The sequence below is a fragment of the Nocardiopsis sp. LOL_012 genome, assembly GCF_048060475.1.
Lineage (GTDB): Bacteria > Actinomycetota > Actinomycetes > Streptosporangiales > Streptosporangiaceae > Nocardiopsis.
In genome coordinates this window covers 40116-62658 of record NZ_JBHMIV010000018.1, presented here as the reverse complement: position 1 = coordinate 62658, position 22543 = coordinate 40116, and the positions used below count along the sequence as shown (strand labels likewise).

Below are 22543 nucleotides of genomic sequence, written 5' to 3'. Positions count from 1 at the left end.
CCGCGCCCCGGGGTGATCGCGCCCCCGCGGCACCGGCGCGACCGCACCACGGCGCGCACCCACGCGACCCTCTCCCTCCACGGACACCCCATGACCAGCAGCCCCCGGCCCGGCCCCGTGGTGTGGGAGATCGCCGCGCACCTGCGCCTGGAGTCGGACACCCATGTCGGCGCCGCCCGCAACCCCGGCGACCGCGCCGTGCGCGGTGACGCGGACCTGCACCTGGACCGCGACCCGCGCACCGGGCGGCCCCGGGTGCGCGCCACGACCCTGGCCGGGATCATGCGCCACGAACTGGCCGCCCGCACGGGCGACCCCGACCGGGTCCGGGCGCTCTTCGGCTCCTTCGGAGCCCACCGGGACGTGCCGCCGTCCACGGGCGCCCTCGACCTCGACGACGCCCGCGCCGTCCTGCCGGAGGGGGCCGCCGTCGCGGTCCGGACGGGGACCCGGGTGGACCCCGCCACCGGGACCGTGCACCCTGGCCGGGTGTGGCGTTGGGAGGTACTGCCCGCCGGGACGCTCCTCACCGCGCACCTGCGCCTGCGCTGCCCGTCCCCCGCCGACGAACCCCGGCTGCTGGCACTGCTCCTGACCGCCGTGGCCGCACTGGAGGGGCACGGCCCGGGGGCCCGCCTCGGCGCCCGCACCGGACGCGGGTTCGGCGCTGTGGCCGCGGTGCGCTGGACCGCGTCCCGCCACGACCTGTCCGGTGAGGACGGATGGCTGGCCTACCACGGGCGCACCTGGGCCCAGCGGTGGGCCGCCGAGCCCCCGGCCGACGCCGCCACCCGACTGGCCCGCGCCCTCGACCGGGAACTGCGGGCGCACGGGCGGCACCCCGCCGCCGACCTGGCCGCCCGTACCGACACCGGCGACCGCCGCCACCGAGCCGAACTCCGCCTCACCCTGGCTGTGGGGGAGCGCCCCGCGCCCCCTCCGGGCCCGCCGCCCGGCCGCGCGCAGGGGGACCCGCGCCCCGTACCGCTCATGCTCGGCGACCTGCCCGCGGCGGACCGCGCGGGCGAGGCCGACCGCGCCCACCGCCACCGCCCCGTTCCGGACGGCCCCGACGGGGTCCGGACCGCCCCCCTGCTGGGGGACACCGCCCTGTACTCCCTGCTCAAGCGGATCGGTGCCCGTCTCGTACGCGACGCCGCCGAACGGTGGGGCGCACCACCCGAGCGCGGACGGGACTGGCACGCCCACTGGTGGGGCGCCGACACCACGCCCGCCGCCTCCGGACCCGCCCCCTCGCGCGTGCGGCTGCGCTCGGCCTCCGTCCTGTCCGGCGGGGCACCGCTGACCACGACCCGGCTCACCGTGGACGCCCTCTTCGGCGACGCCGTCGACGGGCACCTGTTCACCGCCGATCTGTACTGCGGGGGGACCGCCGAAGCCGTCCTGGACATCAGCGAACCCGACGGCGCCGTGCTCGGACTGCTCACCCTGATCGTGCGCGAACTGGCCACGGTCCCCTTCGAGACGCTCGGGGCGGGGACCGGCGGAGGCAACGGCCGGCTCACCGCCACCCGCGCCCGAGTGAGTGTCCGCACCGGCGGCTCCGCCCACGCGGTCGACCTGATCACCGCGCTGTTCGACCCCGGGAGCGGGGAAGCGGCCACCGCCCGCGGCTGGCTGGAGGCCCTGCGCACCGCCCTCACCGCCACAGGCCCCGGGGAGGGCGACCGATGAGCCACCGCCCCCCGCCCGCCGCGGGACTCACCGTCGCCCCGCTCACCGCGGAGCAGATCGAGGGGGTCCTCACCGACGTCTTCACCCGCGGCACCCGCTGCCGCCTGCTCGACACGGGCACCGACGGCTGCCCCGCCCCACACGGCCACCCCCAGTGGCTGCTGGCCGAACTCGGAGACACGCGCGTCACCGGCGCGTGCCACGGCGGCCGGTGGACCCGCTCCGACACCCTCACCGAGCCGCCCCCCACGGCGCCGACGCTGGACCCCGGCACCGACCGGTGGCGGATCCTGGAGGTCCTCGTCTTCGGCCCGCGGGCGCAGATCAGGATCGGTGAGGCGGCCGAGGCCGGATGGATCAGCGCCGACGCCCCCACCGCACCGCCCGCGTGGCTGCGCCCCCGCGACCGCTCCCTCCTCCTCCAGGGCTGGAACGGCCCCGACCACAGCCGCACCCTCGACCGCAGGGCGCACCTGTCGGTGGCGCGCGAACCGGGCGGCTCCGAGGCGGTCCTGCCGGTGGAGTGGGCCGACTTCTCCGGCCGCCACCGGCTCCTCCCCGGCGGGCGCACCGCACTGGAGAGCGAGGGCACGTGGCTGACCCTGCGCGAGTACTGGGCGAGCGACCCCGGCACCGGCGCGGTCGGGGTGGCCTTCCACCGCCTCACCGGCCTGACCAGCGGGCCCAAACCCACGGGGCCGCTGATCGACGCGGGGACCGGGGACGACCTCCCACCGGAGCCCTGATGGACGGACGCTTCCACGCCACCGCCCCCTACGGGCTGGTGCGCCTCGCCGACACCCCCATGCCCGCCGCCGACCTGCACACCGGGCACGCCACCGGCGACCTGCTGCGCAGCCACGACCGGACCGTGCCTGGCACCCACACCGGCTGGATCGAACTGACACTCACCACCCTCACCCCCACCTTCGTCGGCCAGAGGCTCGACCACGGGGCGGTCAACCCCTCCGCCCGCTTCCCCCAGGGCGGCCGCACGCTGCCGGCCATCCCCGGGCCGACCCTGCGCGGTCTGGTCCGCAACACCGTGCGCATGCTCACCGGAGGCGAGACCGGACCGGTCAACACCCCCATGCTCTTCTTCCGCGCCCCCGTGCGCATCGGCCCCGGCGACGCCGACAGCGCGCTCTCGCCCCGGGCCCGCAGCGTCATGGCCCGCCAGCACGCCCACTACCGCAAACGCCGCGAACGCCTGCGCACCCGGCAGGGGTTCCTCTTCCGCTCCGGGGACCGCTGGTACGTGACGGCGGTCGCGGCCACACCGCTGACCGAGGCGGGCCGGGCGCTCAAGGTCTCCTTCGACGTCCTCAGAAGCAGCATGCGCAGGTGGGACTTCGGCGTCGACGACTTCCCCGACCCGCCCAGGACCGGAACCTACGTCCCCACCGCACACGAGCAGCACGGCAGGCTCCAGTTCCGCTGGGTGTACGCGGTCCACCCGCCGGGGGAGCGGCGGATCGCGGCCGTCGCCCCCACAGACCACCAGGCCAGGCAGTACCTCGGCACCCGGCCCGCTCGGGGCCGTGACCGCGGCGGCGTGATCCCGTGCCTGACCGTCCTGACCGGAGTCGCCGCGGGCGGGCGCCGCAACGCCTACCTCTTCCCGCGTACGGACGACCTGCGCACCGGCCGGTCCCCGGTCCCCGCCGCCCTCGTGCGGCTCTTCGAGTCGGCCGAGCAGATCACCGGCTACCAGCGCGCCGCCTTCCCCGACGCGCTCGGGGTGGGTACCGGCGACCCCGGACGCCCCCCGGTGGCGGGCACCGGCGGGGGCGGACTGCCCCGCCGCGGGCTGGAACCGGTCTGGTTCGACACCGACGCCTCGGGGGAGGTGGTCTCGTTCGGGAGGTCGGGCGGCTACCGGATCGCGGTCAGCGACGACAACCCGGTCCGCAGAGCGGTCCCCGCGCCGGTCCTGGGCCCCCAGCGCGCCGATGCCGACCGCGCGCGCCGCGCGGGGCGTCCCGTGGACGTGTGCCGTGCCCTGTTCGGCGACACCGACACCTTCCCCGGCGAGGCGTCCGCGGCCAAGGGCCGGGTGTCCTTCGGCCACGCCCTGAGCACCGACCTCGACCCCGACTACCCCGACGGTGCCGCGCTGCGCGTCCGCCTGCTCTCCCCGCAGCGCGGCTGCTTCGCCAACTACCTCGTGCAGGGTCCCGACGCGGCGGAGGGCGACCGGCCCGACATCGTCACCTGGTCGCACGAGGGCCGGGTGCGGCTGGGCGGGTACAAGGTGTACCTGCACCGCCACCGCTCCGATCTGGGGCGGCCGGTGCGCTACGACGCGCGCACCCAGGAGGAGCTGGGCCTGGAGGTGCTGCCGCGCGGGCACCGCGCCGAACCGCCGGGGGAGACGCAGCGCGACGTCGTCCCACTGCGCGACGGGCTCACCTTCCACTCCAGGATCACCTTCGCCAACCTCACCGACGGGGAGCTCGGCGCCCTGATGCGGGCGCTGCTGCTGGACAACCCGGTCGGCGGCGGGGACACCGCCGACCCCGGCCACGCGCACAAGATCGGGATGGGCAAGTCACTGGGCATGGGCAGCGTGCACCTGAGCCCGGAGCTGTACCTGGTGGACCGCGGGGCACGCGCGGTCTCCCTCGACCCGGCCGCCGGGGTCGAACGCGCCGCACCGGAGCGGGTACAGGGGTTCCTGGACGCCTTCGGCGCCGCGCTGGCGCACCGCAGGCTGCCCGGTGAGCCGCGCCCGGACCGGTGGCGCGAGGTGGACCAGGCGGTGGACGTGTGCCTGGCAAGCCGGTGGCGAGGCCGCCTGCCGTGGGAGCGCACGGCGGTCATGTCACTGCGGGAGTTCGCCGACTACCCGGTGCTGCCGCCGCTGGTCCGCAGGTTCGCCGACGCCGACCGGGACGCCGAGGCCTGAGCGAGGGCTCACGCGTGGTCCTCGATCCGGAAGGGGAAGCTCTCCTCGTCGGCACGTGCGTCGATCGCGGCGCTGTCGGCCGCGTCCTCCAACTCCTCCAAGTACGCGGCGGATACCAGGACCAGACCGCGGTCGGCCAGTGCCTCGGCCAGTTCGGTGGCCATTCCCTATGGTTCGACCGGTTCCGTAGTCATGCCGCTCCGTTCGTCTGCCCATCCACTCGTGGTACCGGTGCGCATACGCGCCGGGCCCGTGGAACAGTCTGGGCGGAAGGACGCCTCACCGCCCGTCGATGGCCTCGGCGAGCGCCTCCAGCAGGTCGGCGCGCAGCTCGGGGTCCTCCTGGGCGCCGCGCCAGCGCTCGGGGACCGCGGGCCCCTCGGCGAGCAGGGCGCGCAGCAGGGCGTCCAGCGCCTTCTGCGGGGCGGCGTCGAAGGCCGCGCGGTCGGCCTGGGCGCGCACGGCCAGCGTCCCGCCGGTCTCCTCCAGCCACGCCCGCTCCTTGGCGGTCAGAACCTCCCGTCGGCGGCCGTCCGCGGCCGGGCCGCCGCCGTTGTCGGGGACAGGTGCGTAGGGGGCGCTGCGCGCGCGGCCCCGCGCCCGCTGCACGAGGGTGAAGTGCACGGGCATGTCCACGGCCATCCGCCCCAGCACGCCGGTGAGCCGCCGGGCGACGTCCTCGCCGTTCAGCCCGGGCAGGATCTCGCGCAGGTGCAGCCTGCGCCGCTGGTCGGGGGTGCGGCCCCGGTCGGCGTCGCGCCCGGCGGCCAGTTCGGCGAGTTTGCGCAGCAGGTAGTCGCCGGTGGCGGTGGAGACCATCGGCGGCTCCCGGGTCTCGGTGGCGGCGCGGCCATGCAGGTCCGCCACCGGAACGGCGCTGCCGTCCTCGGTGAATGAGGCGCTCTCACCCGGGTGGACGTCCTCGGGCAGGTCCGCGGCCGGGTTGCCCCACCCGGCGGTCAGCACGAGCATGGCCAGGGCCTCCTGGTCGACCACGTCGGCGGCCACGCGGGCGACGTCGCGGCGCTGCGCCCAGCGGCGGGGGCGTTCGGAGAACGCGCAGCGCAGCCCGCCGTCGGCCGCGGCCACCGGGTACACGCGGCGCAGGTTCTTGTACGAGCGGTCGCGGCGGACGTCGTCCAGGGCGTCGCGCAGGCGGTGGGCGGCGGTACGGTCGATCCCGTCGGCGGGCGCGGCCCGCTCCATGCGCACGGCGATGACGCTTTCGGGGTCACCGCCGTGCACCGGGCACGGACAGTGCTCGGCGCACAGGTCGACGTAGTCACAGAACTGCTCGGAATGGCCCGCGCAGCCCTGTGCGGTTCCGTCCGCAGAGCAGGGCCCGCAGCCCAGTACGCGTGTGAAGACGCGCAGAAAGGCAGCGGAACCGAACAACTGCCACGCGGAGCAGTGGTGTGTGCTCACGAACTCTTCTCCCCGGGTGTTCCGGGGCCGGGTCGCTCTCCCAGCCCTCCGGGAAAGCGCACTGAAGAGTCAGTGAGGCTTTTCTCTGGACACGCCCGCGTCAACGGGAGATCCTCGACCAAGTTAGGGCGTTCGTGTCGTCAATGTCAATGATCGAAGGGGACTCCGCATTCTCCCGAAGAATGACTTCGGCAATGAATCGGACATCATTATCATGAGACGCTTCTGTAGCGGCCTGCGAACTCCGGTGGAGCGCCTGCGCGGATGTGTCCGAGAGACGGCGGTAGCAGCACCGGAACGAGAGGAACGGAGGTCGCCGGATGCCGGTGTTCAACCTGACGCCGCATGTGGTGACAGTCGTCGACGAGCGGTCGCGTGTGATCCGGAGCTGGCCCAAGGCCAGTCGGCCCGCCCGGGTCGAGGCCGTACGCGAACCGGTCAGGGAGACGGACGGCATGCCCGAGGGCCTTCCCCTGTTGACCGAACGGCGGACCCGCGCCGACCTGCCGGAACCGCGAGAGGGGGTGTGGCTCATCGTCTCGTCCGTCGTTGGATCGGCCCATCCCGAGCGCCACGACCTCCTCATCCCCTCCGACCTGGTCCGCGACGGCAGGGGCGTGGTCACCGGCTGCCGCGCGTTCGTCGTCAGCAGGCCCCCGGCGAAGGGCGGCACATGACCGGGAGAGCCGCATGAGCGCCCCCGAGGCCGCCGCCGTGCTCGTGGGGCGCAGCCCCACCCCCGCACTCCTGTCGTCGCTGACCCTGGCCGCCGACCGCCTCGCCCTCATCGCCAGCGACGACACCCTGTCCGTCGCCCGGCGCGTGGCCGAGGCCGCCGCGCGTATCGGCCCGGCGCGCTCCGTGCGGGTGCTGAGCGCCGGACCCGACCCCCACGACTTCCGCGCCGTGACCCGGTGCCTGGAGGACTGGCACCGCACGAGCGGCGGCGGGGCGTGGTCCCTGGACTACACGGGCGGAACGAAGGTGATGAGCGTGGCCGCCGCGCTCCTGCACGCACACCTGCACCCCGGACGGGCTTCCCGGTGGCGCTACTACCTCGACGCCACCGCGGACGCGCTGCGCCCCGCCGACGGCGCCCACCCCGCCCTCCCCCTCTCCTGCGCCGGGGTGGACCTGGCCGTGCTCGCCGGACTCCACGGCGCCCGCTGGCTGGCCGACCGCGACCCCGAACCCGTCCGCCTCTTCGTCCAGGGCGGCGCACAGGCCCTCACCGCCCGCCGCCCGGACCTGTCCCCGGCCGTGCGCCGCGGAGTCGTCGCCGAGGGGCGCGTCCTGTCCCACCTGCGCCGACACCTGCGCCGCCAGAGCGAGGCGGAGGTCCTCGGCCCCCGGCAGGTCGCCGACCCGCTCCACCACGCCGCCTCCGTCGCCGACTTCGACGCCATCGTCCGCTACCGCCACCGGGTGTTGTGCGTGGAGGCCAAGACCCGGCCCGGCGACGTCGTGGCGCGCGCCGGGTGGACCGTGGCCAAGGCCCGCCGCGTGTTCGGCACCGCGGCACAGGTGCTGTTCGTCCACACCGGCCCCGCCGACCCCGCGTTGAGGAAGGCGGTCACCGGGTACAACCCCGCACTGTCGGCGAGGCTCGTACACGTGTGGAGTCTGGACGACCTCCTGGGTCGGCTGGCCTCCTTCGACGACCTGCGCAAGGCGTTCTTCCCAGGAACCGGGAGACCCGCCGCAGCGCCCGCCCCGGGCGTCCGGCCCGCGCCGCGCCCTCCGGCCCCGCACCTCCCCCCGCCCGAGTACCACCCCGGCCCTGGAGACGGCCCCCTCCTGGTCACCCCCTTGGGTGGCAGCCGCGTGGGCGCCCTGACCGCGCTGCACGCCCACCGGCCCTCCCGCGCGCTCATCCTGCCCTCGCGGCAGAGCCTGCGCGACAACGTGCGCACCGCAGCCGCCCGAGCCCTGCGCTCCGCCGAGTACCCCGGGGCCGGACCCGCCGACACCGCCCGGCTCAAGGAGGAGGGGTACCGGGACCGGGTGCGCCTGCCCGCCGAACCCGTCGACGGATCCGACGCCGAGGCCGTCGCCGACCTGGCCCGGGAGTGGATCACCTCCCAAACCGCCGGACCGGGGGAGCCGCCGCCCGCCGTCGTGGACGTCACGACCGGCACCAAGGCCATGAGCCTCGGCCTGGCCCTGGCCGCCCAGGAGACGGGCGCCTGCACGGTCTACCAGCTTCCCGGGACCCGCGAGGTGGTCTGCGCGGCCCACGGGAGGATCCCCCTCAAGGGCAGGGCGGCCGTGGACTGGCCGCTGGCCCTGACCGGCTACGCCCCGATCGGGGGACCGCTCGCCGAACACCTGTGCCCGCCGGCCCGCGGCCAGGTGGACGCCCCCCTCCTCGACGCGGCGCGCACCGCGCTGGTCCGTGCGGCGGGCGGACCCGTCGGCGTCTGGGCGGACACCTCCCTCACCGACCCCCGGGGGTGTCTGAGCGCACAGGAGCGGCCCAGCCTGGTGCTCACCTTCGACGACCGGGCGGTGGGGCTGGCCGCCCCCGCCTGGCACCGCCGCCGCCCCCACGGCGGAGGACGGCATCCGGTCACCCGCGGGGCGTGGGCCCAGAGCGTGTTCGCGGCCACCACCCACCTCCAGTTGCGGTGCGACGTGGCCGGGAAGGTGATCGCCCTGACCCGGCCGGGCGGAGACGCGGGGCGTGCGCGCGAACTGGTGGACTGGATCACCGGGGCCGAGACGGCGGAACCCGGTCCGGAGCCGCGCCTGTCCTTCGGGGAGCCCCTGCGCCCCCTGGTCGTGGACGCCGCCCCCGACGCGCTGCCCGAGCTGCTGCACACCGACGCCAGCCGACTGTGAAGCGGACCGGCGGCGGGATTCTCACCCGCCCCTAACCCTGAGCCGCGCACCCGTTCCCGCCTGCGATCGCGCACACCGCTCACAGGTTTCGCACAGGAAACTCCACGCCTCTTCACAGTTTCGTCGGATTCAGTGCTCTCTGTCGTCACCGAAACGATGATGAGGAGGCGTCCATGTCACCGAAGCATGGTGCCGGCGGTGGGCACCGCGCCCCGAAAGGCGTGGGAGACCGGCTCAGGGCCCCCGGCAGACTGCACGCGTTCAACCGGTACGAGATCAAGTACCTCGTCCCCGTCGGCAAGGTCGCCGACATCCGGGCCGAACTCGCGGGCCGGATGCTGGTGGACCGCAACGCCGGACCGGGCGGCTACGGCGTCTGGAGCGTCTACTACGACACCGACCGGCTCCGCTTCTACTGGGAGAAGGTCGAGGGCCTCAGGTTCCGCCGCAAACTGCGCATCCGCCGCTACGGCGAGACGGGCGACGCGCCCGAGGACACCCCGGTCTCCGTCGAGATCAAACAGAGGGTGAACAGGGTGACCCAGAAGCGCCGGGTCCTGCTCCCCTACGACACGGCCCGCGACCTGTGCGACCGGCGCGTCCGCGTCTCCCACCCCGGCGCCGACCAGCCCTTCGCCGACGAGGTGCTCGACCTCGTCGTGCGCCTGGACCTGCGCCCGGTCGCCATGACCGGCTACCGCCGCGAACCCTACGTCGGCACCGGCGCCGACCTGGGACTGCGCGTCACACTCGACCACCGCGTCCGGGGCCGCGACCGCGACTTCGACCTGCGGGCCGAGGCCGAGAACCGCTACATCATCGACCCCGGCCACGTGGTCATGGAAGTCAAGGCCGACGAGCGCGCCCCCTACTGGGTCACCGACATGGCGGCCCGGCTGGACCTCCAGGTGGAGCGCGTCTCCAAGTACTGCCAGAGCGTGGAGGCCTTCGGCAAGGCGCCCAGGTCCGTCTTCCACGTCCCCGAGGGCGACCACTCCGAGAGGCCCGGACCCCTGCCCGGGGCGGCGGCACCGCTCGGCGCACCGCGCCTCCTCCAGCCCCAGAGCCCGTGAACCCGTCCGCACCGACCCAAGGCGTTCCCCGATGAACCTCGACTTCAGCGTCACCGACCTGTCCGGCACCTTCAGCGTCATGGACGTCGTCCTGTCCCTGATGCTGGCACTGGCCACCAGCCTCGTGGTGGCCTGGACCTACCGGGCCACCCACCGCAACATCTCCTACAGCCAGAGCTACGTGCACACCCTCATCATCCTGGGCATGCTCATCGCCCTGATCATGCTCGTGGTGGGCTCCAACATCGCCCGCGCGTTCGCCCTGGTGGGCGCGCTCTCCGTGGTCCGCTTCCGCAACGCCATCAAAGAGACCCGCGACGTCGGGTTCATCTTCCTGGTCATGGGCGTGGGGATGGCCTGCGGCACCCGCTTCTACGCCCTGGCCGTCATCGCCACCGCCGTGATCTGCGCCGTCATCTTGCTCATGCACCGCTTCAACCTGTTCGCGCTGAACGTGCAGCGCCAGGTCGTCAAGGTCCAGGTCCCCGCGGACGGTACCGACCACGGCCCGCTGATCGACGACGTGCTCATCCGCCACACCGACGAGTACGAACTGATCAGCACCGAGACCGTGCGCGGCGGCTCCCTGCTGGAGCTGGCCTACACCGCCCGGCTCAAGAAGGGCGTCAAGCCCGGACGGTTGATCGAGGGACTGCGCGCCGTCAACGCCGGGCAGAAGGCGACCGTCCTGACCGGATACGACCAGACGGACCTGTGATGGCCGACCGAACACCGACCGAGCCCACCCCGCCGCACCGTCGCCTGAGGCACCGGATCCCGGTACGGCTGCGCCACCACTGGAAGCCGCTCGCGGCGGTCTGCGTGGGGCTGCTGGCCCTCCTCCTCGTCTTCGGCGAGGCGCGGGTACGCCCCTACATCACCTCGGAACTGTCCTCGGCGGTGACCGTCACCCAGGACATCGAGGGTACCGGCGACCTGTTCGACGGGGGCGGGCACAGCATCGAGGTGTCCTTCAACGAGGACGAGTACGCCGAGATGATGGCGACCTTCCGCGAGGAGGGGGAGAAGAAGTTCATCCAGGCCGACATCACCATCGACGGCACCCTGGTCACCGACGTCGGGTTGCGGCTCAAGGGCAACTCCACCCTGCGGAGCCTGAGCGGGGGCGGGACGTCCCAGGACGGCGGTGAGGGCGGCGGAGCGATGCCGCAGATGCCCGAGGGCATGGCCGAGGGGGAGGTCCCCCGGATGCCCGGGAACGCCACTGAGAACACGGGTGACACGGCTGCGAACGCCGCCGGGGACCAGGCCGCGGCCGGTGCCCCGCAGGGCGGCGGCATGGGCGGCACGGTCTCCCTGTCCGAGGAGGAGCCGGAGCGGTTGCCGTGGCTGATCAGCTTCGACGAGTTCGTCGCCGGGCGCGCCTACCAGGGCCACACCGAACTCGCCCTGCGCCCGGCCACGTCGGTCTCCGACACCGCGCTCAACGAGGCGCTGGCCCTGGACCTGACGGCGGCCTCCGGGCAGACCGCGCAGGAGTACACCTTCACCTCCGTGGCGGTCAACGGCGGCGAGGCGGTGCCCCGCCTGCTCATCGACCACCCCGACGCGCTGTGGAGCGAGGAGTTGGGGGAGGGCGTCCTCTACAAGGGGCGCGCCGGCGGCTCCTTCTCCTACCTGGGTGACGACCCCACCGACTACGAGGAGGCCTTCAAACAGGTGAACGCCGAGGGGGCACAGGACCTGCAACCGGTCATGGACCTGCTGAGGTTCGTGGTCGAGGCCGACGACGAGGAGTTCGCCGATGAACTGGACGCCTACCTGGACACGGAGTCCTTCGCCGCCTACCTCGCCACGCAGGACCTGATCTCCAACGGAGACGCCATGGACGGACCGGGCAACAACTACTATCTGTGGTACGACACCGGCCAGGAGCGCTTCACCGTGCTGTCCTGGGACCTGAACCTGGCCTTCGGCGGCATGGGCGGCGCCATGGCGGGCGGCGGCCCGGGCGCCTTCGGAGACCAGGCTACCGGGGAGGGCCAGGAGACCGGGGAGGCGGACGCGGCCGAGGGCATGGGGATGCCCGGAGGGACGCAGCCGTCCGGGGGCATGGAGCCACCAGGGGGGATGGGTGCGCCCCAGGGAACCGGCACGGACCAGGACGGAGCGGCCGCCGAGGACACCGGTGGGGATCGGGGTGGAAGGGGCGGCAGCGGCGCCCTCAAGGAGCGCTTCCTCGCCGACGAGGACTTCACCGCCCTGTACGAGCAGGCCTACGCCGACCTCCACGCATCCCTGGTCGCCGACGGCACCGCCTCCGACCTGCTGGAGTCGGCCGTCGACCGCGCCGCGCGGGCCGGTGACGACGGCGCTGAGGCCGCAGGGACGAGCCTGGCCGAACAGGTCGCCGCCGTCGCCGAGACCCCGCAGCGGGACGGCGGTTCGGCGATGCCGGGAGCCGTCGGGAACGCCCCGGAGGGGACCGGCTGATCGGGCAGGCGGCCCAGGGCCGTGGACGCGGCGTCACCGCCGCGCCCACGGCCCCGTCCGCGCCCGGTGCGGGCTCAGCCCAGCGGCAGGACCACGCGGAACACGCTTCCCCCACTGGCCGGGCACTCCGCCGTCAGATACCCCGCGTGGGCGGCGACGAACGCGGCGCTGATCGCCAGCCCCAACCCCGTTCCGGAACTCTGGCCCTGGCCGCCCACCTGGTAGAAGCGGTCGAAGACGTGTGGCAGCTCCTCCCGGGGGATACCGGGCCCCTCGTCGGCCACACTGATCACGGCGACCTCACCCACCCCGGGTGGGAGCCCGCCCACGTGTGCCGGCCCCGGGGGCGGCGGATCGTCCGTACGGGTCAGCCGCACCCGCACCGGGGTGCCCTCCGGCGTGTGGACCAGGGCGTTGCCCAGCAGGTTCTCCAGGACCTGCCCGATCCGGACGGCGTCGGCGACCGCGTGCACCGGTTCGGGGGCCTCCAGGGCGATCTCCCGCTCCGGGGCGCGGGCCCGCGCCGAACGCACCGCGTCGCCCGCGATCCCGGCCAGCTCCACGTCGCGCCGCTCGACCACGGGAGCCTCCTCGAACCGGGAGAGGACGAGCAGGTCGTCGACCATGCGGCCCATCCGCACCGCCTCCTCCTCGATCCGCGACATCCACCGCCCGGTGCGGGGGTCCGCGCCGACCACCCCCTGCTCCCGGCCCTGCCGGTACAGCTCGGCGAACCCCCGGATCGACGACAGGGGGGTGCGCAGCTCGTGGGAGGCGTCGGAGACGAAGCGCTTGGTGGTGGCCACCGACCGGTCGCGCTCGGCCAGGGCGCGGGAGAGCTCCTCCAGCATCGTGTTCAGCGCCGCCGCCAGCCGGTCGGTCTCCGTGTCCGTCCCGTGGTCGGGCACGCGCCGCCCGAAGTCCCCGGCGGCGATCGTCTGCGCGGTGGCCTCGATCCGCTTCAGCGGCCGGAGCTGGCCGCGCACCGTCACCACCGCGCCCGCGCCGAGCAGGAGCAGCACGGCCGCCCCCAGCGCGGTCTCGATGAGGACCAACTGGTTGAGTGTGCTGTCCACCCCGTCCAGGGACTGCGCGACCAGGTGGAACGTCCCGTCCTCGCCCTCGGTGGCCAGGACCCGCCAGGAGCCGTCACCGGAGGCGTCGGGCAGCTCGAAGGGCTCCCCGGACCGCTCGCGCAGGGCGTCGGAGTCCGTCTCCGAGAGGTCGGGCACGCCTTGGTCGCTCTCGGTCTGCCCCACGGTCTGGACCGGTTCCCCTCCGGAGTCCAGGACCAGGACGCGCAGGTCCGTGGGGAGCAGCGGCTGTGGCGCCTCGCCGTCCGGGACCGGGGGCCGCTCCGGCCCGCCCGCCCTGCTCAGGCCTTGGAGCCGGTGGTCGACCTCCTCCACCAGGGACCGGTGCAGCAGTGTCGTGCCGACCGCTCCGAAGGCGGCCAGCGCCACCGTGGCCAGGCACAGCACCGCCAGTGTCAGCCGCGCAGTCAGACTCAGCGAACGCGCGCGCCCGCCCGCGCTCACCGGCGCTCCCCGGACGGCAGCCGCAGGCTGTAGCCCACGCCCCGGACGGTGTGGATGAGGCGCGGTCCACGGGTGCCGAGCTTGCGCCGCAGGTAGCTGACGTAGAGCTCCACCAGCCGGGTGTCCTTGGTCTGGCCCTCCCACACGTGGTCGAGGATCTGCGGCTTGCTCACCACGCCGCCGGAGTTGACCATCAGGTAGCGCAGTAGGGAGAATTCGGTGGGGGAGAGCGCGACCACGTCGCCCGCGCAGCGCACCTCGTGCGCCCGCTCGTCCAGCTCCAGGTCCGCGTAGCGCATCACGTCCGCCTCCTGCTCCGCGGGAGCCCCGGACCTGCGCAGGATCGCCCGCAGCCGCAGGACCACCTCCTCCAGGCTGAAGGGCTTGGTGACGTAGTCGTCGGCCCCCGCCCGCAGCCCGGCCAGACGGTCCTCGACGGTGTCGCGTGCGGTCAGGAACAGCACGGGCAGGCCGGGGGCCGCACCGCGCAGGTCGCGGACCAGGTCCAGGCCGCTGCGGCCGGGCAGGGAGACGTCCACCACCGCGATGTCGGGGTCGAAGCCCTGAACCCGGGCCAGCGCCGTCTCGGCGTCGGGCGCGCCCCGGGTGGCGAACCCGCTCAGCTCCAGCGAGGAGGTGAGCAGTTCGAGGATGTTGGGCTCGTCCTCGACGAGGAGGACGCGTGGCGACCCGGACGGGTCCCGGCGGTCGCCGTGGTGCGTGGACATGCTGCGGCCCTGACTGTCGGTGGGCGGAGAACAGGCAGTGATGGTAGGCCGCGCGCGCTAAGGGAGGGTGAGAGCCGGAGGTGCGTGTCGCCCCGCGCTCCGACTTCTTCCCTCCTGGGGGCGAGGATCGTGCCGGGGTGAGATTTCGGGTCGATCTTCGCCGCACGGCGAAGGTCGGGCCTGCCGTAGCAGGGAAACTCCAGCGGTGTGGGGCCTCAGGCGTCGAAGCCGAACTCTCCGGCGCGGACGCCCTGGGTGAAGGCCGTCCACTCCTGGCGGGTGTAGACGATGTAGGAGCCCTCGGGGTGGTGGCTGTGGCGGACCGCCACGCGGCCGGTTCCGTCGCGCAGGGCCCCGGCCTCCACGCACGCCGCACCGCCGTTCTCGCTGTAGGTGCTGATGCGCCAGTCGATAGCGGCGCGTTCTTCGCTGGTGAGGTGCTGGAACGTCGGTTCGGGGGGCACGATGGCTCCTCGATCAGCGCCGAGAGGAACTCGACGGAGGCGTCTTCCGGCAGGGACTTGTCCCACAACCGATCATATCGAGCGGCGATCGGTTCGGTATCCGGCTGTTCGACGTAGACGGCCCCCTTGGGGGTCTCGGCGTACACCAGGTCGGGGTAGGGCTCATCCATCACGTAGTGCCTGAACCCCCCGGTCGGGCTTTCGTGCGCACCGGCGGAGAAGGGGAGCACGCGCAAGGTCACCGTGGGCAGCCCGGCGTGTTCGACGAGTTGTGCCAGTTGCTTCCGCATGATCTCCGGGGAACCGACGCACCGCCGGAGGACGGCCTCGTCCAGGACGGCGCGGATTCTCGGCGGCTCGGCGCGGGTGAGGAGCTTCTGTCGCTCCAACCGGAGTTCGGTACCCCGCTCGATGCGCTCCTCTGATCCGTCGAACTCCGCCGTGCGAATGATCGTCTCGGCATAGGCTCGCGTCTGGAGGAGCCCGGGGATCGTGGTGCTGTCGAACAGCCGGTGCTCGGTGGCCAGTTCCTCCAGCCACACGAAGTCGATGAACTCCTCCGAGGCGTCGGCGTAGCCGTCCCACCAGCCGGACTGCCAGACGCTCTCACTCAGCTTGAGGAGCCCGTCGCGTTCTCGCGGGTCGGTCACGCCGTAGAGGTCGAGCATGGCGAGCATGGCCGGACGGCGCACGGGATAGATCCCCTTCTCGAACCGGCTGATCGTCCCGTTGGTCCGCTGCATGAAATCGGCGACGTGTTCCAGGGTGAAGTCGTTGGCTTCCCGCAGTTCCCGGAGGCGTCGTCCCAGCCACCGGCCGCGCAGGGGCATCCGGTTCACGCGCTTCCTCTTCGCCATCGTCCCCTCTGATCTTCCAGCAGGATTTCTTTGGACAGAGTTGTGTTATCGGATTCCGCCTGTCGCCATAGCAGAAGGTGAGATGGCCATCACAGAGCGGGTATCGGCTGGTGGCCGGAACCGGAAACGAAGGCGGCCCGGACGGGAAGCGTGGAACCTGTCCGTCCGGGCCTGGTGAGCCACGGAAAGGGCCCTCCATGACGACGAACCCCCGCCCCGACTCCAACTCTGTCTACCAGAACACCCCCGAGCCCGCGCGTCCCCGAGCGTTCTTCGTGGACTTGTGGGACGAGGCCACCGATCGCATGGAGCACGCCTACTACGGCGTCACCGCGCCCGGCGGCCGGGGCGGCATGGCGCGGCCCGGCGACGGAACCGGCTTCCACAGCATCCGCAGCGCCGAGGCGTTCGCCGACCGCCTGTGCGGCGAACTCGTCTGGCTCTGATCCGCACCGCGGAGCCGCTCCGCCGGGGGCCGTCCCCCGGCGGAGCGCTCAGGAGGCGTCGGCGAACCCGGCGCGGTACCGGCCGGGGGAGAGGCCGAACTCCCGCTTGAACGCGTTGGCGAAGGCGAACTGGGACCCGTACCCCACCCGCGCCGCGATCGCGCTGATCGGGGCGTCCGACTCGCCCAGCAGCGCGCGGGCCCGGGTCAGCCGCCACCACGTGACGTAGGCCAGCGGGGGCCGCCCCACCAGCGCGGTGAACCTGCGGGAGAACGCCGCCCGCGACAGCCCCGCGCGCTCGCCCAGCTCCGCCACGGTCCAGGGGTGCGCCGGGTCCTCGTGCACGGCGCCCACCGCCGCGCTCACCGCCGGGTCGCTCAGCGCACCGGCCCACCCGCACGCGCTCTCGGGCTGTCCCTCCAGGTACGCGCGCAGGATGTACATCAGCAGGACCTCCAGCAGCGCCGGGACCACCGTGTCGCCGCCGTGGCGGGGGCCGTCCAGCTCCAGGCCGAGCAGCCCCACCGCCGTGGTGAGCTCCTGGTGCCGTCCCACCTGGGCGGGCAGGTGCACCACCCGGGGGAGTTCGGCGAGCATCGGATGGGGGCGTGCGGCGTAGGTCCGGTAGGCCCCGCCCACGGTCGTGCAGGAGGGCGGGTCCCCGTCCGGGGAGCCCACCGAGGCCGAACCGAAGCGCGGACGCGGCCGCGCCCCCTCGGAGTCGCACACGAACTCGCCCACCGGTCCCGGGCAGGTCGGGGGTGCCTGCGGCTCCAGGGCCGCCCCGCACGTCATGTCGTCGACGGGGGTCTCAGGACGGTCGGAGAGCACGTACTCGTGGCCGTGCGGCAGGAACACCACGTCCCCCACGTTCAGCCGCAGTGGTTCGACCCTCTCGATGCGCAGCCAGCACGACCCCTGGAGCACCACCTGGAAGCCCGCCCCGGACAGCCCCGGGAACCTCATACCCCACGGGGAGTGCCACTCGACTCGGGTCGCGCGCGGCTGCCCCGACCGGATCGTCCCGACCACGTCGCTGAGTACGTCCATGCGGTGAGCGTACCTCGGAGAACACCGACGGAAGACGCTCGCGCAAACAGGGGAGCGTCTGGCGCATGGAAAGTCTCACCGCCGGTCCCTACGGTCGATCCATACGCACACGACGCGAGGAGACGCCCATGCCCCAGACCGCCCCCGACACCGCCACCCCCGCCCGGCGCGGCGCGTGGCAGCCCCGCCTGACCGCCATCGCCGCCGCGGCCGTGGTCAACGTCCTGGTAGGCGCGGCTGCGCCCCTGGTGGGGGCCGACCTGGTGATCGCTCCGCCCGGGCAGGCAGAGTCCGCCGTCCCGCTGGCCGCCTTCGCCCTGTTCACCGTGGTCTTCGGACTCATCGGCTGGGGCACGCTCGCCCTCGCCGAGCGCTTCCTCGGCAGACGAGGCCTCCTGGTGTGGACGGTCGTGGCGCTCGTCTTCGCCGTCCTCTCCTGCGTCCCGTCCTTGACGGTGGGCGGCAGCGCGGCCACCGGCGCGCTCCTGGCCTCCACCCACCTTCTGGCGGCGGCGGTGATGATTCCGGTGTTCCGGCGCTCCTCGCCCACGGCCTGACCGGCCGCAGCACGGCGGCCCCGCACGGACGCGCTCGTCCGGACGGGGCCGCCCCTCACGCTCAGATCAGGGCCGCGGCCGCCTCGTCCACCCAGAACAGGGTCCGCTCCGCGCCGCGCGCACCCGCCACGGGCGCCTCGCCGGGGTCGCCGCCTGCCAGGCCGAGTCGCACGGCCTCCGCCTTGCCCTCGCCGGAGGCCAGCATCCACACCTCGCGGGCCGTGTTGATCGACGGCAGCGTCAGCGAGATCCGCCGCGGCGGGGGCTTGGGGGAGTCGTGCACCGCCGCCACGGCCGCCTCGTCCTCGCGCACCGCGGGCAGGCCGGGGAACAGCGAGGCCACGTGCGCGTCCGGGCCCACGCCCAGCAGACACACGTCGAACGGGGGGACCGGCGCCCGGCCGCGGGCCGCCGCGGTCAGCTCCCGCTTGTACCGGGTCGCCGCGTGGTCGACGCTGTCGCCGTCCATGCCGTCGGAGGCGGGCATGGGGTGCACGTGGTGCGCCGGGATCGTGATCCGGTCGATCAGCGCCTCGCACGCCTGCGTCTCGTTGCGCTCGGGGTCCTTCTCCGGCAGGAACCGCTCGTCGCCCCACCACAGGTGCACGTGCGACCAGTCCAGGCCGACGGCCCGAGCGCGCTCGCCCAGTGCCCGCAGGGTCGCGATCCCCACACCCCCGCCGGTCAGTGCCAGGTGGAACACGCGCTCCTCCCTTCCGGCCCGGGCGATCATGTCCGCCAGGCGCTCGGCGGCCGCCTCGGCGAGCCGTCCTCCGTCGGGGTGCCGGAGGACCTCGGGTCCACTCATACTCATGCTCCGCTTCCGGAGAGCACCGATCCCAGGTGGCCGGCGGCGCTCTCGTAGATCTCGTCAGGGTCCAGTCGGCGCAGCTCCTCGGCCAGCGACGTGGCCGCGCTGCGCCGCTCCAGGGCGACACGCTGGTCCGGCCGGCCCGAGCGCGACAGCGTGGCCACGCCCCCGTCCAGCCGGGTGAGGGAGATGTCCCCCCGGTCGGTGGCCAGGCGCACCCGTGTCAGGCCGGGGCCGTCGGAGACCTCGCGGGTCACCTCCACCCCCAGCCGGTCCGCCAGCCACGCCGCCATCAGTTCCGCGCTGGGGTAGCGCTCCTGCGCCGCCACCGACGCCGAGGTCACCCACCCGCACGGCTGGTCCATGGCGCTGGCCAGCAGTGAGCGCCACGGGGTGATCCGGGTCCAGCACAGGTCGGTGTCGCCCGGCGTGTAGTTCGCCGTGCGCCGCGTCAGGTCCTCCAGGGGGTCCTGCGCCTGGAACGCGTCGGTGATGCGGCGCTGGGCCAGGCGGCCCACCGGGTCCGAGGACGGGTCCTGCGGTCCCTGGCCCGGCCACCATGCCACGATCGGGGCGTCTGGCACCAGCAGCGGCGTGAGCACCGAGTCGGGGTGCTCGCCCAGCGGACCGTACAGTCGCAGCAGCAGGGCCTCGCCCGGTCCGGAGGTGCCCGGCCTGCGGATCTCCGCGTCGATCGCGGGTTCGGCGTCGGCGTCGCGCCGGATCAGGGCCACCACCCGCGAGGGGTGCTCCCGTCCGGCCTCGGTGGCGGCGCGCACCGCGTCGTAGTGTCCGGCCTCGTCGGTGATGATCACCAGGGTCAGGACGATGTTCATCGCGCCGCCGCCGACGCTGTGGCGCTCGGCCGTGAGCGCCTCGGTGATGGCCGCGGTGGTGGTGTTGGGCAGGTAGAGCGTCATGACGTCTCCTCGCGGATCACGGGCGCCGCCACTGGCGGCCGTCGCGGGCGAGCAGCGCCTCGCCCGAGGACGGCCCCCACGTGCCGGAGCCGTACTGCTCGGGCGGACCGGAGGCCGCCCAGTGCTCCTCCACCGGATCCAGGATCCGCCAGGACAGCTCGACCTCCTCCTGGCGCGGGAACAGCGGCGGGTCGCCGATGAGCACGTCCAGGATCAGCCGCTCGTAGGCCTCGGGGCTGCTCTCGGTGAAGGACTGCCCGTAGGTGAAGTCCATGCTGACGTCGCGCACCTCCATGCTGGCGCCGGGCACCTTCGACCCGAAGCGCAGCGTCACCCCCTCGTCGGGCTGGATGCGCAGCACCAGGGCGTTCTGTCCCAGTTCGGAGACGTCGGCGCGTGGGAACAGCTCCTGCGGGGCCCGCTGGAACACCAGCGCCACCTCGGTCACCCTGCGGCCCAGCCGCTTGCCGGTGCGCAGGTAGAACGGCACCCCCGACCATCGGCGGGTGTCCACCATCAGCTTCAGGGCGGCGTAGGTCTCGGTGGCCGAGTCGGAGGGGATGCCCTCCTCCTCCAGGTAGCCGGGGACCGCCGCACCGCCCTGCCAGCCCGCCGCGTACTGGCCGCGCGCGGTCCCGGTGGCCAGGTCCGGGGGTAGGGAGACCGCCGAGAGCACCTTCTGCTTCTCGGCGCGGATCGCGTCCGCGTCGTAGGAGACGGGCTCCTCCATGGACACCAGGGCCAGGAGCTGCAACAGGTGGTTCTGGATGACGTCGCGGGCGGCGCCGATCCCGTCGTAGTAGCCGGCCCGGCCGCCCACGCCGATGTCCTCGGCCATGGTGATCTGCACGTGGTCGACGAACCCGCGGTTCCACAGCGGCTCGAACAGGGTGTTGGCGAAGCGCAGCGCCAGGATGTTCTGGACCGTCTCCTTGCCCAGGTAGTGGTCGATGCGAAACACCGACGCGGGCGGGAACACGTCGTCCACCGCCGCGTTGAGCTCCTGGGCGCTCTCCAGGTCGTGCCCGAAGGGCTTCTCGATCACCACGCGCCGCCACGGGGTGGCCCCTCCCGGGCCCTCCCCCTCCTGGGCCGAGGCCAGACCGCTGCGCTTGAGCTGGGAGACCACGGTCGGGAACAGCTTGGGCGGCAGCGAGAGGTAGAAGGCGTAGTTTCCGCCCGTGCCGCGTACACCGTCCAGTTCGCGCACGGTCTCGGCCAGGCGGTCGAAGGCCGCGTCGTCGTCCAGGTTGCCGGGGACGAACCGGACACCTTCGCTGAGCTGGCGCCACACGTCCTCACGGAAGGGGGTGCGCGCGTGCTCCTTGACCGCCTCGTGGGCCTGGGCGGCGAAGTCCTGGTGCTCCCAGTCCCTGCGCGCGAACCCCACCAGCCCGAAGCCGGGCGGCAGCATGCCCCGGTTGGCCAGGTCGTAGATGGCGGGCAGCAGCTTCTTGCGCGCCAGGTCGCCCGTGACACCGAACAGCACCAGCACGCTGGGCCCGGCGATACGGGGCAGGCGGCGATCCAGGGCGTCACGGAGCGGGTTGGGCACCGCCCCGGGCATGACCGGTTCTTTCACGTTCCTGGTTTCCTGTCGGGTGCGGCCGTGGACCGGGACCCGTCCCCGCCTCGGCGGGGACGGGCGCGCCGGATGCGTCAGGCGAGCTTGTCGAGCTTGGCGGACAGGCCGTCGAGCAGGCTCTCCCAGGAGTCGACGAACTTGCGCACGCCCTCCTCCTCCAGTACACCGAACACCTCGGTCAGATTCACGCCGACACCCTCCAGCGCGGCGAAATCCGCCTCGGCCCGCTCGTAGGTGCCCAGCACGGTGTTGCCGGTGACCGGGGCGTGGTCGGCGGTGGCGTCCAGTGTGGCCTGCGGCATCGTGTTGACGGTGTCGCGCGCCACCAGTTCGGTCACGTAGCGGGTGTCCGCGTACTCGGGGTCCTTCACACCGGTGGAGGCCCACAGCGGGCGCTGCGGCGCGGCGCCCTGTTCGGCGAGCGCCGTCCACTCCCGGGAGGAGAACACCTCCTCGTAGGCCTGGTAGGCCAGGCGGGCGTTGGCGACGGCGGCGCGGCCGCGCAGGGCGCGGGCCTCGTCGGTGCCGATCGCCTCCAGGCGCTTGTCGACCTCGGTGTCCACCCGGCTGACGAAGAACGAGGCCACGGACTGGATCCGGGACAGGTCGTGGCCGTTGGTCCGCGCCAGCTCCATGCCCTCCAGGAAGGCGTCCATCACCTGGCGGTAGCGGGCCAGGGAGAAGATCAGCGTCACGTTCACGCTGATGCCGTGGCCCAGCGCCTGCGTGATCGCGGGCAGGCCCTCGGCCGTCGCCGGGATCTTGATCATCAGGTTGGGCCGGTCGACCATCCACCACAGGGAGCGGGCCTCGGCGATCGTGCGCTCGGTCTCGCGGGCCAGGCGCGGGTCCACCTCCAGCGACACCCGGCCGTCCACGCGGCCGGTGGCGTCGTAGACCGGGCGCAGGGTGTCGGCGGCCCAGCGGATGTCGAAGGCGGTGAGCATGCGCACGGCCTCCTCCACGGACACGCCGCGCACCGCGAGTTCGTGCACCTGCTCGTCGTAGGCGTCGCCCTCGGCGAGCGCCTTGTCGAAGATCGTCGGGTTGGAGGTCACGCCCGTCACGCGGTGCGTGCTCATCAGCGCGGCCAGGTTGCCCGACCGCAGCCGTTCGCGGCTGATGTCGTCCAGCCAGACGGACACGCCGGCGTCGGCGAGGGCCTCGATGGGTGCGTAGCTCATGTTCTCT

General features: G+C 73.6%; 20 protein-coding genes and 1 pseudogene. 10 read left to right on the top strand and 11 right to left on the bottom strand.

The annotated features are described in order from the left end of the window. Positions 1-90 precede the first annotated feature (90 nt). The 3 genes from ACFHWE_RS13680 to ACFHWE_RS13670 are packed head-to-tail and all read left to right on the top strand — an operon-like array spanning position 91 to position 4603. Positions 91-1695 (top strand): RAMP superfamily CRISPR-associated protein, encoded by a 1605-nt coding sequence (locus ACFHWE_RS13680; RefSeq protein WP_416601731.1) that lies wholly within the window; start codon positions 91-93, stop codon positions 1693-1695. Beyond that, positions 1692-2441 carry a hypothetical protein gene (locus ACFHWE_RS13675; protein ID WP_416601729.1) on the top strand — a complete coding sequence of 250 codons (750 nt, stop codon included), beginning with the start codon at positions 1692-1694 and terminating at the stop codon, positions 2439-2441. Before ACFHWE_RS13680 ends, ACFHWE_RS13675 begins: the two co-directional genes overlap by 4 nt. Continuing rightward, positions 2441-4603: a TIGR03986 family CRISPR-associated RAMP protein gene (locus ACFHWE_RS13670; RefSeq protein ID WP_416601727.1), complete on the top strand. Its 2163-nt coding sequence runs from the start codon at positions 2441-2443 to the stop codon at positions 4601-4603. Before ACFHWE_RS13675 ends, ACFHWE_RS13670 begins: the two co-directional genes overlap by 1 nt. Positions 4604-4611: 8 nt before the next feature. Here the strand turns inward: ACFHWE_RS13670 and ACFHWE_RS13665 are convergent, their stop codons facing one another. Both ACFHWE_RS13665 and ACFHWE_RS13660 read right to left on the bottom strand, forming a co-directional pair. Continuing rightward, positions 4612-4767: a hypothetical protein gene (locus ACFHWE_RS13665; RefSeq protein ID WP_416601725.1), complete on the bottom strand. Its 156-nt coding sequence runs from the start codon at positions 4765-4767 to the stop codon at positions 4612-4614. A 115-nt stretch (positions 4768-4882) separates the two neighbouring features. Beyond that, positions 4883-6028 carry a hypothetical protein gene (locus ACFHWE_RS13660; protein WP_416601723.1) on the bottom strand — a complete coding sequence of 382 codons (1146 nt, stop codon included), beginning with the start codon at positions 6026-6028 and terminating at the stop codon, positions 4883-4885. Positions 6029-6348: 320 nt separating this feature from the next. Here ACFHWE_RS13660 and ACFHWE_RS13655 point away from each other — a divergent pair, with 320 nt between their 5' ends. The 5 genes from ACFHWE_RS13655 (at position 6349) to ACFHWE_RS13635 (ending at position 12396) form a co-directional block, all read left to right on the top strand. Continuing rightward, positions 6349-6705, top strand: a complete 357-nt coding sequence (locus ACFHWE_RS13655; RefSeq protein WP_416601721.1) for a hypothetical protein — start codon at positions 6349-6351, stop codon at positions 6703-6705. A gap of 13 nt (positions 6706-6718) precedes the next feature. Continuing rightward, positions 6719-8869, top strand: coding sequence for a CRISPR-associated protein (locus ACFHWE_RS13650; protein ID WP_416601720.1), 2151 nt, complete (start codon positions 6719-6721; stop codon positions 8867-8869). 173 nt (positions 8870-9042) lie between these two features. Then, on the top strand, positions 9043-9942 hold the full coding sequence (locus ACFHWE_RS13645; RefSeq protein ID WP_416601718.1) for a polyphosphate polymerase domain-containing protein: 900 nt from the start codon (positions 9043-9045) through the stop codon (positions 9940-9942). A gap of 31 nt (positions 9943-9973) precedes the next feature. Next, on the top strand, positions 9974-10660 hold the full coding sequence (locus ACFHWE_RS13640; RefSeq protein WP_416601717.1) for a DUF4956 domain-containing protein: 687 nt from the start codon (positions 9974-9976) through the stop codon (positions 10658-10660). Next, a complete protein-coding gene (locus ACFHWE_RS13635) occupies positions 10660-12396 on the top strand; it encodes a CotH kinase family protein (RefSeq protein ID WP_416601716.1) in 1737 nt (578 codons plus the stop codon). The genes ACFHWE_RS13640 and ACFHWE_RS13635 overlap by 1 nt, the downstream gene beginning before the upstream one ends. A gap of 74 nt (positions 12397-12470) precedes the next feature. On the opposite strand, the gene ACFHWE_RS13630 is transcribed toward ACFHWE_RS13635, so the two are convergent. From ACFHWE_RS13630 to ACFHWE_RS13615, 4 genes and pseudogenes are all read right to left on the bottom strand, one after another. Further along, positions 12471-13934, bottom strand: a complete 1464-nt coding sequence (locus ACFHWE_RS13630; protein WP_416601816.1) for a sensor histidine kinase — start codon at positions 13932-13934, stop codon at positions 12471-12473. After that, the gene (locus ACFHWE_RS13625) at positions 13931-14662 is read right to left on the bottom strand and encodes a response regulator transcription factor (protein ID WP_416601714.1); all 732 of its coding nucleotides are present in this window, start codon (positions 14660-14662) and stop codon (positions 13931-13933) included. The genes ACFHWE_RS13630 and ACFHWE_RS13625 overlap by 4 nt, the downstream gene beginning before the upstream one ends. A gap of 215 nt (positions 14663-14877) precedes the next feature. Beyond that, the gene (locus ACFHWE_RS13620; RefSeq protein WP_416601712.1) at positions 14878-15126 is read right to left on the bottom strand and encodes a DUF397 domain-containing protein; all 249 of its coding nucleotides are present in this window, start codon (positions 15124-15126) and stop codon (positions 14878-14880) included. An 80-nt stretch (positions 15127-15206) separates the two neighbouring features. Then, a pseudogene (locus ACFHWE_RS13615) lies at positions 15207-15956 on the bottom strand (helix-turn-helix domain-containing protein); the annotation flags it as partial. A gap of 224 nt (positions 15957-16180) precedes the next feature. Here ACFHWE_RS13615 and ACFHWE_RS13610 point away from each other — a divergent pair. Further along, positions 16181-16429: a hypothetical protein gene (locus ACFHWE_RS13610; RefSeq protein WP_416601710.1), complete on the top strand. Its 249-nt coding sequence runs from the start codon at positions 16181-16183 to the stop codon at positions 16427-16429. 48 nt (positions 16430-16477) lie between these two features. On the opposite strand, the gene ACFHWE_RS13605 is transcribed toward ACFHWE_RS13610, so the two are convergent. Further along, positions 16478-17479: an AraC family transcriptional regulator gene (locus tag ACFHWE_RS13605; protein WP_416601708.1), complete on the bottom strand. Its 1002-nt coding sequence runs from the start codon at positions 17477-17479 to the stop codon at positions 16478-16480. A gap of 128 nt (positions 17480-17607) precedes the next feature. Between ACFHWE_RS13605 and ACFHWE_RS13600 the strand changes: the two genes are divergently transcribed. Next, positions 17608-18036 carry a DUF6069 family protein gene (locus tag ACFHWE_RS13600; RefSeq protein ID WP_416601706.1) on the top strand — a complete coding sequence of 143 codons (429 nt, stop codon included), beginning with the start codon at positions 17608-17610 and terminating at the stop codon, positions 18034-18036. 61 nt (positions 18037-18097) lie between these two features. Here ACFHWE_RS13600 and pgl read toward each other — a convergent pair whose 3' ends face one another. The 4 genes from pgl to tal all read right to left on the bottom strand — a co-directional run bounded on the left by pgl (position 18098) and on the right by tal (position 22536). Further along, entirely contained in the window at positions 18098-18844 is a 747-nt protein-coding gene (gene pgl / locus ACFHWE_RS13595; protein ID WP_416601814.1) for a 6-phosphogluconolactonase, read from the bottom strand. 2 nt (positions 18845-18846) lie between these two features. Continuing rightward, complete coding sequence (locus tag ACFHWE_RS13590) at positions 18847-19767, bottom strand: glucose-6-phosphate dehydrogenase assembly protein OpcA (protein ID WP_416601705.1); 921 nt, start codon at positions 19765-19767, stop codon at positions 18847-18849. Positions 19768-19783: 16 nt separating this feature from the next. Further along, positions 19784-21334, bottom strand: a complete 1551-nt coding sequence (gene zwf, locus ACFHWE_RS13585) for a glucose-6-phosphate dehydrogenase (RefSeq protein ID WP_416601812.1) — start codon at positions 21332-21334, stop codon at positions 19784-19786. A gap of 92 nt (positions 21335-21426) precedes the next feature. Beyond that, complete coding sequence (gene tal, locus ACFHWE_RS13580; protein WP_416601703.1) at positions 21427-22536, bottom strand: transaldolase; 1110 nt, start codon at positions 22534-22536, stop codon at positions 21427-21429. Positions 22537-22543: the final 7 nt, after the last annotated feature.